At 68.9% G+C, this 15,450-nt stretch carries 11 protein-coding genes; all 11 read left to right on the forward strand.

From position 1 onward, the window contains the following. Window positions 1-19 precede the first annotated feature (19 nt). The 11 genes from OHB49_RS27810 to OHB49_RS27860 all read left to right on the forward strand — a co-directional run bounded on the left by OHB49_RS27810 (window position 20) and on the right by OHB49_RS27860 (window position 15,410). The gene (locus OHB49_RS27810) at window positions 20-2,641 is read left to right on the forward strand and encodes a valine--tRNA ligase (RefSeq protein ID WP_329163816.1); all 2,622 of its coding nucleotides are present in this window, start codon (window positions 20-22) and stop codon (window positions 2,639-2,641) included. 130 nt (window positions 2,642-2,771) lie between these two features. After that, the gene (gene folC / locus OHB49_RS27815) at window positions 2,772-4,295 is read left to right on the forward strand and encodes a bifunctional tetrahydrofolate synthase/dihydrofolate synthase (RefSeq protein WP_030970086.1); all 1,524 of its coding nucleotides are present in this window, start codon (window positions 2,772-2,774) and stop codon (window positions 4,293-4,295) included. A 4-nt stretch (window positions 4,296-4,299) separates the two neighbouring features. Beyond that, on the forward strand, window positions 4,300-4,641 hold the full coding sequence (locus tag OHB49_RS27820) for a DUF4233 domain-containing protein (protein WP_329163817.1): 342 nt from the start codon (window positions 4,300-4,302) through the stop codon (window positions 4,639-4,641). A gap of 200 nt (window positions 4,642-4,841) precedes the next feature. Then, a complete protein-coding gene (gene ndk, locus OHB49_RS27825; protein WP_037698740.1) occupies window positions 4,842-5,255 on the forward strand; it encodes a nucleoside-diphosphate kinase in 414 nt (137 codons plus the stop codon). Between the two features lie 292 nt (window positions 5,256-5,547). Continuing rightward, entirely contained in the window at window positions 5,548-6,567 is a 1,020-nt protein-coding gene (locus tag OHB49_RS27830) for a rod shape-determining protein (protein ID WP_030970092.1), read from the forward strand. Between the two features lie 108 nt (window positions 6,568-6,675). Continuing rightward, entirely contained in the window at window positions 6,676-7,701 is a 1,026-nt protein-coding gene (mreC, locus tag OHB49_RS27835; protein ID WP_030970094.1) for a rod shape-determining protein MreC, read from the forward strand. 11 nt (window positions 7,702-7,712) lie between these two features. Beyond that, a complete protein-coding gene (gene mreD, locus OHB49_RS27840; RefSeq protein WP_030970097.1) occupies window positions 7,713-8,375 on the forward strand; it encodes a rod shape-determining protein MreD in 663 nt (220 codons plus the stop codon). Window positions 8,376-8,436: 61 nt separating this feature from the next. Further along, window positions 8,437-10,611, forward strand: a complete 2,175-nt coding sequence (mrdA, locus tag OHB49_RS27845) for a penicillin-binding protein 2 (protein WP_030970099.1) — start codon at window positions 8,437-8,439, stop codon at window positions 10,609-10,611. Next, a complete protein-coding gene (gene rodA, locus OHB49_RS27850; protein ID WP_030970101.1) occupies window positions 10,611-11,801 on the forward strand; it encodes a rod shape-determining protein RodA in 1,191 nt (396 codons plus the stop codon). Before mrdA ends, rodA begins: the two co-directional genes overlap by 1 nt. Before the next feature lie 61 nt (window positions 11,802-11,862). Then, on the forward strand, window positions 11,863-13,404 hold the full coding sequence (locus tag OHB49_RS27855) for a CYTH and CHAD domain-containing protein (protein WP_329163818.1): 1,542 nt from the start codon (window positions 11,863-11,865) through the stop codon (window positions 13,402-13,404). Between the two features lie 50 nt (window positions 13,405-13,454). Next, complete coding sequence (locus OHB49_RS27860; RefSeq protein WP_030970105.1) at window positions 13,455-15,410, forward strand: TIGR03960 family B12-binding radical SAM protein; 1,956 nt, start codon at window positions 13,455-13,457, stop codon at window positions 15,408-15,410. Window positions 15,411-15,450 lie beyond the last annotated feature (40 nt).

The raw sequence follows: 15,450 nt of genomic DNA on the forward strand, positions 1-15,450 counted from the left end.
CGGCCCTAAACTGTCCCCCGTGACCGAGAACACTCAGCAGACGCCAGCCAGCAACCCCGAACTGCCGACCCAGTACGCACCGGCCGAGGTAGAGGGGAAGCTGTATGAGCGCTGGGTAGAACGTGGTTACTTCGAGGCCGACGCGACGAGCGACAAGCCTCCGTTCACCGTCGTCATCCCGCCGCCGAACGTCACGGGCAGCCTCCACCTGGGGCACGCCTTCGAGCACACGCTGATCGACGCCCTCACCCGCCGCAAGCGGATGCAGGGCTACGAGACGCTGTGGCAGCCCGGCATGGACCACGCCGGTATCGCCACGCAGAACGTTGTCGAGCGTGAGCTCGCCAAGGAGGGCAAGTCCCGCCACGACCTGGGGCGCGAGGCCTTCATCGACCGCGTCTGGCAGTGGAAGGGCGAGTCCGGCGGGCAGATCTCCGGGCAGATGAAGCGCCTTGGTGACGGTGTCGCCTGGTCGCGTGAGCGCTTCACCATGGACGAGGGTCTTTCCCAGGCCGTCCAGACCATTTTCAAGAAGCTCTACGACGACGAGCTGATCTACCGGGCCGAGCGCATCATCAACTGGTGTCCGCGCTGTCTCACGGCCATCTCTGACATCGAGGTCGAGTACCAGGACGACGACGGCGAGCTCGTCTCCATCCGGTACGGCGAGGGCGAGGACTCCATCGTCGTCGCGACGACCCGTGCCGAGACGATGCTGGGCGACACGGCTGTTGCCGTTCACCCGGAGGACGACCGCTACAAGCACCTGGTCGGCAAGGAGATCGAGCTGCCGCTCACCGGCCGCCGCATCCCGGTCGTCGCCGACGAGCACGTCGACCCCGAGTTCGGCACGGGCGCCGTCAAGGTCACGCCCGCGCACGACCCGAACGACTTCGAGATCGGCCGGCGGCACGGTCTGCCGAGCCTTGCCGTCATGGACGAGCACGCGATCATCACGGCGCACGGTCCCTTCCAGGGCCTGGACCGGCTGGAGGCGCGCAGCGCCATCGTCGGCGCTCTCCGCGCCGAGGGCCGGATCGTCGCCGAGAAGCGCCCGTACGTCCACTCCGTCGGCCACTGCTCGCGCTGCAAGACGACGATCGAGCCGCGGCTGTCCATGCAGTGGTGGGTCAAGGTCGGGCCGCTGGCCAAGGCGGCCGGCGACGCGGTCCGCGACGGCCGGGTCAAGATCCACCCGCAGGAGATGGAGAAGCGGTACTTCGACTGGGTCGACAACCTCCATGACTGGTGCATCTCGCGTCAGCTGTGGTGGGGCCACCGCATCCCCGTCTGGTACGGCCCGGACGGGGAGATCGTCTGCGTCGGCCCCGATGAGCAGCCCCCGAGCGGCGAGGGCTGGACGCAGGAGACCGATGTCCTGGACACCTGGTTCTCCTCCGGTCTGTGGCCGTTCTCGACGCTCGGCTGGCCGGAGCAGACCGAGAGCCTGGCGAAGTTCTACCCGAACTCCGTCCTGGTCACCGGCTACGACATCCTCTTCTTCTGGGTCGCCCGGATGATGATGTTCGGCCTGTACGCGATGGACGGCACCCCGCCTTTCCACACAATCGCTCTGCACGGCATGGTCCGCGACCAGTTCGGCAAGAAGATGTCCAAGTCCTTCGGCAATGCGGTCAATCCGCTGGACTGGATGGACAAGTACGGCTCCGACGCGCTGCGCTTCACCCTGGCGCGCGGCGCCAACCCCGGTGTCGACGTCCCGATCGGCGAGGACTGGGTCCAGGGTTCGCGTAATTTCGCCAACAAGATCTGGAACGCCACGCGCTTCGCGCTGATGAACGGTGCCACGATCGAGGGCGAGCTGCCCGACCCGTCGCAGATGTCCGCGACGGACCGCTGGATCCTGTCGAAGCTCAACAAGACCGTCGCCGAAGTCGACGCGTTCTACGACGATTTCCAGTTCTCCAAGCTCAGCGAGGCGCTCTTCCACTTCGCGTGGGACGAGGTGTTCGACTGGTACGTCGAGCTGTCGAAGACCACGTTCTTCGCCGGCGGCGAGCAGGCCAAGGTCTCCGGCCGGGTCCTCGGTGAGGTCCTCGACGTGATGCTGCGGCTCCTGCACCCGGTCGTCCCCTTCGTCACCGAGACGCTCTGGACCTCCCTGACCGGCCGTGAGTCCGTCGTCATCGCCGACTGGCCGAAGGACTCCGGCTTCCGTGACGAGGCCGCCGAACAGGAGATCGAGCTCGTCCAGCAGGTCGTCACCGAGGTCCGCCGGTTCCGCTCCGACCAGGGTCTGCAGCCCGGCCAGAAGGTCCCGGCCGAGTTCACCCTGACCGGCACGGCGCTGGCCCCGCACGAGGCGGCCATCCGCCAGCTGCTGCGCCTGCAGCCCGCCGGGGACGGCTTCCACGCCACCGCTTCGCTGCCGGTCGCGGGAGCCACCGTCGCACTCGACCTGTCCGGCACCATCGACGTGGAGGCCGAGCGCAAGCGGCTGACGAAGGATCTGGGCGCCGCCGAGAAGGAGAAGGCCCAGGCCAACGCGAAGCTCGGCAACGAGGCGTTCCTGGCCAAGGCCCCGGACAACGTGGTCGACAAGATCCGTACCCGGCTCGCCAAGGCCGACGCGGACATCGCGAGGATCACCGCTCAGCTGGCGAACCTGCCGCAGAGCTGATGACCTGAGTGCGAAGCCCCCGTGCCCCTGACCGACCAGAGGCACGGGGGCTTCGCCGTACGGGCGCCCATTCGTGCCCATTGCCCGGGCGCTGCGCCGGATGTCCGTCCCGGTCCGTAGACTGGGCCCCGTGAGTGAGCCCCGCCCTTCCGACCGGCACGACGCGTCCGAGTCCGACGACACCTTCGCGGAGATCGTCGACGAAGCGACCCAACGCGACCCCGACCTGGCGGTGATCGAGGCCGGCAGCCGCACCCTGCGCACCGCCTCGGGACCGGTCCCGGACGACGAGGTCCCCTCCCGCCCCGCCGACCCGGAGGTGGACAAGGCGCTGCGCGCGGTGGAGCAGGAGCTCGCCGGCCGCTGGGGCGAGACCAAACTCGAGCCCTCGGTGGCGCGCATCGCCGCACTGATGGACGTGCTCGGCGAGCCGCAGCGCGCGTACCCCTCGATCCACATCACCGGCACCAACGGCAAGACGAGCACGGCCCGCATGATCGAGGCGCTGCTCGGCGCCTTCGACCTGCGCACCGGCCGCTACACCTCGCCGCACGTCCAGTCGATCACCGAGCGGATCAGCCTGGACGGTGCGCCGATGGACCCCGAGCGGTTCATCGAGACGTACCAGGACATCAAGCCGTACGTCGAGATGGTCGACGCCCAGCAGCCGTACCGGCTCTCCTTCTTCGAGGTGCTGACCGGCATGGCGTACGCGGCCTTCGCCGACGCGCCGGTCGATGTCGCGGTCGTCGAGGTCGGCATGGGCGGCAGCTGGGACGCGACGAACGTGATCGACGCCTCGGTCGCCGTCGTCACCCCCATCTCGCTGGACCACACCGACCGGCTCGGCACCACGCCCGCCGAGATCGCCGGTGAGAAGGCCGGGGTCATCAAGCAGGACGCCACGGTCATCCTGGCGCAGCAGCCGGTCGACGCCGCCCAGGTGATGCTGAAGAAGGCCGTGGAGGTCGACGCCACGGTCGCCCGCGAGGGAATGGAGTTCGGCATCGTCTCCCGCGAGATCGCGGTCGGCGGGCAGCTGCTGACCCTGCGTGGCCTCGGTGGCGAGTACGAGGAGATCTTCCTCCCGCTGTACGGCGCCCACCAGGCGCACAACGCGGCGGTGGCGCTCTCCGCGGTCGAGGCGTTCTTCGGTATCGGTGCAGAGCAGCCCGGCTCGCTCGACCACGACACGATCCGCCGGGCCTTCGCCTCGGTGCGCTCGCCCGGCCGCCTCGAAGTCGTACGGAGCAGTCCGACCGTCGTCCTGGACGCCGCCCACAACCCGGCGGGTGCCCGCGCCACCGCCGACGGGCTGTCCGAGGCGTTCGGCTTCTCCCGGCTGATCGGCGTGGTCGGCGCCAGCGACGACAAGGACGTACGGGGGCTCCTCGAAGCCTTCGAGCCGATCTTCGCCGAGGTCGTCATCACACAGAACTCCACCGGCCGCGCGATGAACGCCGACGAACTGGCCGCCATCGCGGTCGAGGTCTTCGGCGGCGACCGCGTCCAGGTCGAACCGCGCCTCGACGACGCGCTGGAGGCGGCGATCACCCTCGCCGAGGAGGAGGACGAGTACGCGGGCGCCGGCGTCCTCGTCACCGGTTCCGTGATCACGGTCGGCGAGGCCCGGCTGCTTCTGGGAAGGCACTGACCCTGTGCGTACGCTCTGTGCATCGACGCTGATCGGCGAGTTCTTCGTGATCGGCTTCGCCGGACTCGTCGCCATGAAGTCCGACGACCTGTCGAACGCCACCGTCTGGACGGTCTGCGGCATCGGCATGCTGCTGTCCGTCCTGCTCTGCGGCGTGATCACCCGCCCCGGCGGCGTGCAGCTCGGCTGGGCGCTGCAGATCGCGCTGGTCGCCGGCGGGTTCTTCATCCCGATGATGTACATCCTCGGTCTGCTCTTCGGCGCCCTCTGGTGGGCCTCGGTGCACTACGGCCGCAAGATCGACGAGGCCAAGGCTCGCTGGGCGGCGCAGGAAGCGACCAGCTAGGGCGGGCGTTCGGACAACGCGGCGAGGTGCCGTAGCTGTCGTCGCGCGTTGTCCGAACGCCCGCCAGGGATCACGGGACGGCCCTCAGGGCCCCCGCGGCCGGCTGAAGCCCGTGACGGCGGGCAAACCCGGCCGCCGGCCCGTCCGCGTAGCCCTGTAATCTCGCCTCACCGCACCCGCATGCCTTCAAGGAGCCGCACATGACTCAGCGCACCCTCGTCCTTCTCAAGCCCGACGCCGTCCGGCGTGGGCTGATCGGCGAGATCGTCGGCCGGATCGAGCGCAAGGCCGGCTGGCAGGTCACCGCGCTGGAGCTGCGCACGCTGGACCGTGCGACCCTGGAGCAGCACTACGCGGAGCACGTCGGCCGCCCGTTCTACGAGCCGCTCGTGGAGTTCATGCAGTCCGGCCCGGTCGTCGTCCTGGTCGCCGAGGGCGAGCGGGTCATCGAGGGCGTCCGCGCCCTGGCCGGTCCGACCGACCCGATCGCCGCCGCGCCCGGATCGATCCGTGGCGACTTCGGGACGATCACCCGCGAGAACCTCATCCACGCCTCGGACTCCGAGGAGTCCGCAGAGCGGGAACTGAAGCTGTTCTTTCCGGGACTTTCCTGACCTCGGATCAGCCGAACAGCGCTGATGACCTGGGGCGACCGAAGTAATTCGGTCGCCCTTCGGCATATGACCGCCGATCGGGGGAACGCATCCCTCCGACGTAGCGTCACCATGAGTGGAACGGCCACCCGTTCCGCCCACACTGGCGAAGGCCCCTCGCGCGGTGTCCGTGCGTACGGCACTACGATGGAATCTTCCACGCCCGCAGCGCTCACTTCGCCTACCAAAAACAAGCCATCATCGCTTTCTTGGGAAGGCCCGACGCATCCTCATGGGGAACAAGGGGAACTCAATGTCGTTCATCGGCCGTGACATGGCTATCGACCTCGGGACTGCCAACACGCTGGTGTACGTCAGGGGGCGCGGCATCGTTCTGAACGAGCCGTCCGTCGTGGCCATCAACACCAACACCGGCGGCATCCTGGCAGTCGGTTCCGAGGCCAAGAAGATGATCGGGCGGACGCCGGGCAACATCGTTGCCGTGCGCCCCCTGAAGGACGGCGTGATCGCCGACTTCGAGATCACGGAGCGGATGCTCCGCTACTTCATCCTGAAGATCCACAAGCGCCGCTACCTGGCCCGGCCGAGGGTCGTCGTCTGCGTGCCCTCCGGCATCACCGGGGTCGAGCGGCGCGCCGTCATCGAGGCGTCGACGCAGGCCGGTGCGCGCCAGGTGCACATCATCGAAGAGCCGATGGCCGCGGCCATCGGCTCGGGCCTCCCGGTCCACGAGGCCACCGGCAACATGGTCGTCGACATCGGTGGCGGCACCACCGAGGTCGCGGTCATCTCGCTCGGCGGAATCGTCACTGCCCAGTCGATCCGGGTCGCCGGCGACGAGTTGGACAACGCGATCATCCAGCACATCAAGAAGGAGTACTCGCTCCTCCTCGGTGAGCGGACCGCCGAGCAGATCAAGATCACCATTGGTTCGGCGTACGAGATCGACAAGGACGAGCACACCGAGATCCGCGGTCGCGACCTGGTCTCCGGACTGCCCAAGACCGTGGTCATCTCCGCAGCCGAGGTCCGCAAGGCCATCGAGGAGCCGGTCAACGCGATCGTCGACGCCGTGAAGACGACGCTCGACAAGTGCCCGCCGGAGCTGTCCGGTGACGTCATGGACCGCGGCATCGTCCTCACCGGCGGCGGTGCGCTGCTGCGCGGGCTGGACGAGCGGCTGCGCCACGAGACCGGCATGCCGATCCATATCGCCGAGGACCCGCTGGACTCGGTGGCGCTCGGATCCGGCAAGTGTGTCGAGGAGTTCGAGGCGCTCCAGCAGGTGCTGGACGCCCAGCCCCGCAGGTAGTACCGGGGCGACAACACAGCGGTCCGCCGTACGGGCGCTGCCGCCCGTGCGGCGGATCGTTGATATACAGGCACGAACATTCCGACGAGGAAGGCACGGCCGCCGCACGTGAGGGACACACGAGAGAGCCGGCTGCTCCTGGTGCTGCTGATCGCCATCGCATTCGCACTGATTACGGTGGACATCCGCGGCGGCGAGGAGTCACCGGTGGACGGCGCCCGGCAGGCCGCCGCAACGGCCTTCGGGCCGGTCGAGAAAGGCGTCGCGGCAGCCGTCGATCCGGTGGGCAACGCCATAGGGGCGATCCGTGCATCCGGTGCACGACACGACCGGATCGCCGTCCTGGAACAGCAGAACGCCGCCCTGAAGGCGAAGCTCGGCAGCGACGACCGCAACCGCAACCGGGTCCGCGAACTCGACAAGCTGCTGAAGAAGTCGTCCGCCGGACAGTACGGCATCAAGGCTGCCGAGGTCATCGCCATAGGAGCGGCCCAGGGCTTCTCCTGGACCGTCACCATCGACGCCGGCTCCGACGACGGCATCAAGCGCGACATGACCGTCATCAACGGCGACGGGCTCGTCGGCCGGGTCACCACCGTCGGCCCGGACACCGCGACGGTGCTCCTCGCCAACGATCCGGACTTCACCGTCGGCACCCGGATGGAGAAGACCGACGAGCTCGGCTTCGCCACCGGCCAGGGCGACCGTCCGCTGTCCGTCCAGTTCCTCAACGGCAAGGCCAAGGTGAAGAAGGGCGACCGGCTGGTCACCTTCGGCTCCAGCAAGGGCAAGCCGTTCGTGCCGGGCGTCCCGGTCGGCGAGGTCGTCCGCGTCGACCCGTCGGGCGGTGACCTCACCCGTACCGTCTACGTCCGCCCGTACGCCGCCTTCAGCAAGCTCGACATCGTCGGCATCGTCGTCCAGGCACCGCGCGAGGACCCCCGCGACATGGTCCTGCCGAAGAAGGCCGAGAAGCCGAAGCCCACCCCCACCCCGACGGTCACCGTCACGATCTCGCCCAACGGCGACATCGTCGACACCAACGGCAAGGTGGTCGGGAACGTCAACGGGACCCCCAGCGGGAGTCCGAGCCCCACCGGATCCACCGGCAACACGGTCAACGAGCAGAGGTAGAGCTGATCCCCATGCGCTTCAACCGGACTCTGCTCTCCACCGCACTGGTCGTGATCGCCCTGGTCGTCCAGGTCTCCGTACTCGCCCGACTGCAGCTCCCCGGGGCCGTGCCCGACCTGCTGCTCCTCGTCGTCCTCGGTCTGGCCTTCGTGTACGGACATGTCGCCGGTGCCCTGATCGGTTTCGGCGCGGGACTCCTCGCCGACCTGGCACCGCCCGCCGACCACGCCGCCGGACGGTACGCCCTGGTCCTCTGCGTCATCGGCTACTGCGCGGGACTTGTCCGGCCGGACAACGGCCGGCTCAAGTCCGCGTTCGTCCCGATGGCCGCCGTCGTGGCCGCGGCGATCGGATCGACCCTGCTGTACGCCCTCGTCGGCGCCCTCGTCGGCGACACCGCCGCCCGTCATGTCGGCCTCGGCAGCCTGCTGTTCACCGCAGCCGTCTACGATCTTCTCCTCGCGCCGTTCACCGTTCCACTGATCATGGCGCTCGCCAGACGCACCGAGAACGACCCGCTCTCCGACTCCTCCAGCGGCGGCGACATGGCCGCGGGCTGGCTGTCCTCCGGCACCGGACTCAGGATCGGCGGCCCGCGCGGCGGACTGCGTTTGAAGGCTGCCCGCAGCCGAGCGGCACGGGCGGGACGGATCAAGGGAGTCAAGCGACTGTGAGGCTGAACCTCGCCGGGGACACCCCCCGGACCCCCGGCCCGACCACTACCGGGGGCGCCCCGTGAGCAACATCCCGGAGACGGGCCGGACCCAGCGGGTCCAGATCCGGCTCATCATCATCCAGGTTCTCGTCTTCTCCCTGCTGCTGACGCTCGGTGGCCGCCTCTGGTACCTCCAGATCCGCAACGGCCAGGAGTACACCGACGAGGCGAAGAACAACCACGTCCAGCAGGTCGTCCAGCCCGCGGTCCGCGGCTCCATCCTCGACGCGCGGGGAGTGCCCCTCGCCGACAACGAGACCCGCCTCGTCGTCTCCGCCGACCGCACCGATCTGATGAAGATGGACGACGACGGCAAGGGCGTCCTGACCCGGCTCGCCGATGTGCTCGGCATGAAGCCGAAGGACGTCTTCGACAAGATCCGGCTCTGCGACTCGGAGACGCCGCAGCCCTGCTGGAACGGTTCGCCGTACCAGCCGATCCCGGTCACCGACGAGGCCACCACCCAGCAGGCCCTCCAGATCCGCGAACGTGCCGAGGACTTCCCCGGCATCACCGCCGAACCCACCGCCGTACGCCGCTACGCCGCACCCGGCAAGGCCAACACCGCCCAGGTCCTCGGCTACCTCTCTCCCGTCACCGACGAAGAGATCACCAAGGCCAAGGACACCGAGTCGCCGTACCTCCGCTCCGACCAGGTCGGCCGCTCCGGCCTGGAGCGCACGTACGACAAGGAACTGCGTGGCAAGGCCGGCGTCACCCGCTACGAGGTCGACAACCTCGGCCGGGTCATCGGCCAGGCGAAGGACGACAAGGCCGAGCCCGGATCGAGCGTCGTCACCTCCATCGACGCCCGGGTCCAGGCCGTCGCGGAGTACGAGCTGAACGATGCGATGAAGGTCGCCCGCACCCAGTTCGACAAGAACACCAACGAGAACTACAAGGCCGACTCCGGTGCCGTCGTCGTCATGGAAGCCAAGACCGGCCGCGTCGTCGCGATGGCCTCCCTGCCCGACTACGATCCCAACGCCTGGGTCGGCGGCATCTCGGGCAAGGACTACGCCCGGATGACCAGCAAGAAGTCCAACTATCCGCTGCTCAACCGGGGCATCCAGGGCCAGGCCGCACCGGGCTCGATCTTCAAGGTCGTCTCGACCGCGGCATCCGTCCAGGCGGGCTACCCGTTCGACGGCCACTACACCTGCGGCAGCTCGTACACCGCCGAGGGCCATACCTACCAGAACTTCGAATCGCAGAGCCACGGCCCGATCACCCTGGGCCAGGCACTCGAGGTCTCCTGCGACACCGTCTTCTACGGCCTCGGCTACCAGCAGTGGCAGAAGGACGGCGGAATGAAGCCCAAGAAGAACCCCAAGGACTGGTTCTTCAAGACCGCCCACCAGTTCGGCCTCGGCAAGGAGACCGGCATCGACCTCCCCAACGAGGTCACCGGCCGCGTCCCCGACCGCCAGTGGAAGAAGGACTTCTGGAAGGCCAACAAGGACACCTGGTGCGAAGAGGCCAAGAAGTGGCCCAAGAAGAAGGACTTCAACACCGTGCTCGCCCACGAGAACTGCCTCGAGGGCATGAAGCTGCACGCCTATGACTCGATCAACTACTCGATCGGTCAGGGCGACACCCTCGTCACACCGATCCAGATGGCGACCATCTACGCCGCCATCAGCAACGGCGGCACGCTCTACGACCCGACCGTCGGCAAGGCGATCGTCAGCCCCGACGGCAAGCAGGTCAGCATGATCGGGCCCAAGTCGCACGGCAAGCTGCCGGTCAGCGCCAAGACCCTGAAGGAGATGGAGGGGGCGCTGGCGGGCGTCGCGACCCGCGGTACCGCCGCCTGGAGGTTCGGCGGCTGGCCGCAGGACAAGATCCCGATGCACGCCAAGACGGGCACGGCCGAGGTCTACGGCAAGCAGACGACCTCGTGGTTCGCCACGTACACCAAGGACTACTCGATCGTCATGACGATCTCCCAAGGTGGTACGGGCTCCGGCGCCTCAGGGCCTGCCGTCCGCAACATCTACGACGCGCTCTACGGACTCGACGACTCCGGCAAGCAGGACCTCAAGAAGGCGCTGCTGCCCCACCCGCAGAAGTCCCTGCCCAAGATCCAGCACGACGGCTCGATCGACGCCCCGACGATCAAGCCCTATGACCCGGACTCGCAGAAGGTCCCGGCGGAGCAGACACTCGCCGCGGTGCTCGGGAGGCGTGACTGATGTCCGGCTTCTCCGTCTCCCGGTACGCCCCCAAGCGCTCCGCCTGGGGCCGGCTCACCGCCCGCGACTCCGTCGTACGCCGGCTCGACTGGCCGCTCCTCGGCTCCGCCATCGCGCTCTCCCTCATCGGCTCCGCCCTGGTCTACTCCGCGACCCGCGGCCGTGACGCCCTCACCCACGGCGACCCGTACTACTTCCTGCTCCGGCACGCCCTCAACACGGGCATCGGATTCGCCCTGATGGTCGGCACGATCTGGCTCGGCCACCGCACCCTGCGCGGCGCCGTCCCGATCCTCTACGGCCTCTCGGTGCTCCTGGTCGTCGCCGTGCTCACCCCGCTCGGCGCCACCGTCAACGGCGCCCACGCCTGGATCATCATCGGCGGCGGCTTCTCCCTGCAGCCGTCCGAATTCACCAAGATCACCATCATCCTCGTCATGGCGATGGTCCTCGCCGCCCGCGTCGACGCGGGCGACCAGGTGCACCCCGACCACCGGACCGTCGCCAAGGCGCTGGGCCTCGCGCTCCTCCCGATGGTGATCGTCATGGGAATGCCGGACCTCGGCTCCGTCATGGTCATGGCCGTCATCGTGCTCGGCGTGCTCCTCGCCTCCGGGGCGTCGAACCGCTGGATCTTCGGCCTCCTCACCGCCGGCATCGCCGGAGCCGTCGCCGTCTGGCAGCTCGGCCTGCTCGACGACTACCAGATCGCCCGTTTCGCCGCCTTCGCCAACCCGGCACTCGACCCGGCGGGCGTCGGCTACAACACCAACCAGGCCCGCATCGCGATCGGCTCCGGCGGACTCACCGGCACCGGCCTCTTCCAGGGCACCCAGACCACCGGCCAGTTCGTCCCCGAGCAGCAGACCGACTTCGTCTTCACCGTCGCGGGCGAAGAGCTCGGCTTCCTCGGCGCCGGACTGATCCTCGTCCTCCTCGGCATCGTCCTGTGGCGCGCCTGCCGGATCGCCCGCGAGACCACCGAGCTGTACGGCACGATCGTCGCCGCCGGGATCATCGCCTGGTTCGCCTTCCAGGCGTTCGAGAACATCGGCATGACGCTCGGCATCATGCCCGTCGCCGGGCTCCCCCTGCCCTTCGTGTCGTACGGAGGGTCGTCCATGTTCGCCGTCTGGGTGGCCATCGGACTGCTCCAGTCGATCAGGATGCAGCGGCCGATAACGGCCTGAGCAGGTGCCCCATCCGCCGGGCCCCCTGCCGGACGGCGGCAAACGCGTCTAGATTCGGTGCATGGCGGACTCGAAGCGCGAAATCGAGCGGAAGTACGAAGCCACCGTCGAAACCCGGCTCCCCGAGCTCACCCGGGTGGCCGGGGTCGCGGCCGTGGACCACCGCGGCGTCATGGAACTCGACGCCGTCTACTACGACACCGAGGACCAGCGGCTCGCCGCCGACTCACTCACCCTGCGTCGCCGCACCGGCGGTGACGACGCGGGCTGGCACCTCAAATTTCCCGTCGCCTCCGGCATCCGCGACGAGATCCGGGCCCCGCTCTCGGACACCCTCCCGGGCAGCCTCGCCGCACTGGTGCGCTCCCGGGTCAGGGAGACGGAACTCGTCCCCGTCGTCCGGCTGCACTCCTCGCGAGACGTCCACCATCTGCTCGGCCCCGACGGGTCGCTCCTCGCCGAACTCAGCGTCGACGAGGTCCGGGCCGTCCGGATCGCGGGCGGCAGCGGCACAGCGGCCTGGACCGAGATCGAGGTCGAACTCGCCGACGACGGCGATCCCGCCTTCCTCGACGCAGTCGAACACCGGCTCCGCAAGGCTGGTGTGAGGCCGTCCGCATCGGCCTCCAAACTTGCCCGGGCCCTCGCCGAGACAGCCCCGGGAAGCCGGACGGCCCCGAAGAAGCAGCGCACCGCGAAGAAGACCGCAGCACGGCCCCGGACCGCGGGCGACCACGTCATGGCCTACGTACGCGACCAGATCACCGCCGTCGTCGCCCTCGACCCCGCCGTACGCCGCGGCCTCCCCGACTCCGTGCACCAGATGAGGGTCGCCACCCGCAGACTGCGCAGCGCCTTCAGGACGTACCGGAAGATCCTCGACCGCACCGTCACCGACCCCGTCGGCGACGAGCTGAAATGGCTGGCGGCCGAGCTCGGAATCGACCGCGACCAGGAGGTCCTCGACGAACGTCTGCGCGCCCGGATCGCCGACCTGCCCGGCACCCTGGTCCTCGGCCCCGTCCGCAGCCGGCTCCGGATCTGGTCCGTGGCCCGCCGGCACGGCTCCCGGCGCCGGTCCGTCGGCGTACTCGACGGGAAGCGCTACCTGGCCCTCCTGGAAAGCCTCGACGCGCTCCAGGCCGCGCCGCCGCTGCTGCCCGCCGCGGCCCACGCCCCCGAGGACGCACTGCCCCGCGCCCTGCTCCGGGACTACGAGCGCCTCGCCACCCGTATCGGCCACGCCCTGGAACTCCGGCCCGGCCCCGACCGCGACCTCGCCATGCACGACGCCCGGAAGGCGGCGAAACGCGCCCGGTACGCGGGGGAGGCGGCGACCGCCGCGCTGGGCCGTCCCGCCAAGAAGTTCGCCCGGCGGATGAAGGCCGTGCAGACATTGCTCGGCGACCACCAGGACAGCGTCGTCGCCCGCGGCGCCCTGCGCACACTGGCCGCCCAGGCGCACGCCGCGGGGGAGACCGCATTCACCTGGGGACTGCTGTACGGGCACGAGGAGGCGACCGCCGCCGCCCGCGAACAGGAGCTTCCCGAGGTGTGGGAGCGGGCGTCCCGGCCGAAATTGCGGGCGGCGCTGGAAGGCTGAGCACCGGGGTACGCTGGATGGTCACCCCTGCCGGCTCTCGAAAGTTCGCGATGTCTGTCGAATCGGTCTTCCCACAGCTCGAAGCTCTGCTCCCGCATGTGCAGAAGCCCATCCAGTACGTCGGCGGTGAGCTGAACTCCACCGTCAAGCCGTGGGACGAGTGTGACGTCCGCTGGGCGCTGATGTACCCGGACGCGTACGAGGTCGGACTGCCCAACCAGGGCGTCATGATCCTGTACGAGGTACTCAACGAGCGCGACGGCGTCATGGCCGAGCGCACGTACAGCGTCTGGCCGGACCTCGAAGAGCTGATGCGCGAGCACAAGGTCCCGCAGTTCACCGTGGACAGCCACCGCCCGGTGAAGGCGTTCGACGTCTTCGGGCTGAGCTTCTCCACCGAGCTCGGCTACACCAACATGCTCACCGCCCTGGACCTCGCGGGCATCCCCCTCGACGCCCGGGACCGCGGCCTCGACGACCCGATCGTCCTCGCGGGCGGCCACGCCGCCTTCAACCCCGAGCCGATCGCGGAGTTCATCGACTGCGCGGTCATCGGCGACGGCGAGCAGGCGGTCCTGGAGATCACCGAGATCATCCGCGGCTGGAAGGCCGAGGGCCGCCCCGGCGGGCGCGAGGAGGTGCTGTTCCGGCTCGCGAAGACCGGTGGCGTCTACGTACCGAGGTTCTACGACGTCGAGTACCTCCCGGACGGCCGCATCGGCCGCGTCGTGCCGAACAAGTCGGGCGTGCCGTGGCGGGTCTCCAAGCACACCGTCATGGACCTCGACGAGTGGCCGTACCCGAAGCAGCCCCTGGTCCCCCTCGCCGAGACCGTCCACGAGCGGATGTCCGTCGAGATCTTCCGAGGCTGCACCCGCGGCTGCCGTTTCTGCCAGGCCGGCATGATCACGCGTCCCGTACGGGAGCGAAGCATCACCGGCATCGGCGAAATGGTCGAGAAGGGTCTCAAGGCGACCGGCTTCGAGGAGGTCGGCCTGCTGTCCCTGTCCTCCGCGGACCACAGTGAGATCGGCGACATCGCCAAGGGCCTCGCCGACCGGTACACCGAGGACAAGATCGGCCTCTCGCTGCCCTCCACCCGCGTCGACGCGTTCAACGTCGACCTGGCCAACGAGCTGACCCGCAACGGCCGCCGCTCGGGCCTCACGTTCGCCCCCGAGGGCGGCTCCGAGCGCATGCGCAAGGTCATCAACAAGATGGTCTCGGAAGAGGACCTCATCCGGACCGTCGCCACCGCGTACGGCAACGGCTGGCGTCAGGTGAAGCTGTACTTCATGTGCGGCCTGCCCACCGAGACCGACGAGGACGTCCTCCAGATCGGCGACATGGCGGTCAACGTCATCGCCAAGGGCCGTGAGGTCTCCGGGCAGAACGACATCCGCTGCACCGTCTCCATCGGTGGCTTCGTACCCAAGCCGCACACCCCGTTCCAGTGGGCCCCGCAGCTCAGCGCCGAGGAGACCGACGCCCGCCTGGAGAAGCTGCGCGACAAGATCCGCGGCGACAAGAAGTACGGCCGCTCGATCGGCTTCCGCTACCACGACGGCAAGCCCGGCATCGTCGAGGGCCTGCTCTCGCGCGGCGACCGCCGCATCGGCTCCGTCATCCGCGCCGTCTACGAGGCCGGCGGCCGCTTCGACGGCTGGCGCGAGCACTTCTCGTACGACCGCTGGATGGCCTGCGCCGAGAAGACGCTCCCCGGGTTCGGGGTGGACGTCGACTGGTACACCACCCGTGAGCGCACGTACGAGGAGGTCCTGCCCTGGGACCACCTGGACTCCGGTCTCGACAAGGACTGGCTCTGGGAGGACTGGCAGGACTCGCTCGACGAGACCGAGGTCGAGGACTGCCGCTGGACCCCGTGCTTCGACTGTGGCGTGTGTCCGCAGATGGACACGTCCATCCAGATCGGGCCGACCGGCAAGAAGTTGCTGCCGCTGGCGGTCAAGAACGCTGCCCCTGCTGCCGGCGGGCACGCGCACTGAGGCGCGCGAGGCACTCGGTCGGGTGAGTCACGTCCTCGGG

The organism is Streptomyces sp. NBC_01717 (assembly GCF_036248255.1).
Lineage (GTDB): Bacteria > Actinomycetota > Actinomycetes > Streptomycetales > Streptomycetaceae > Streptomyces.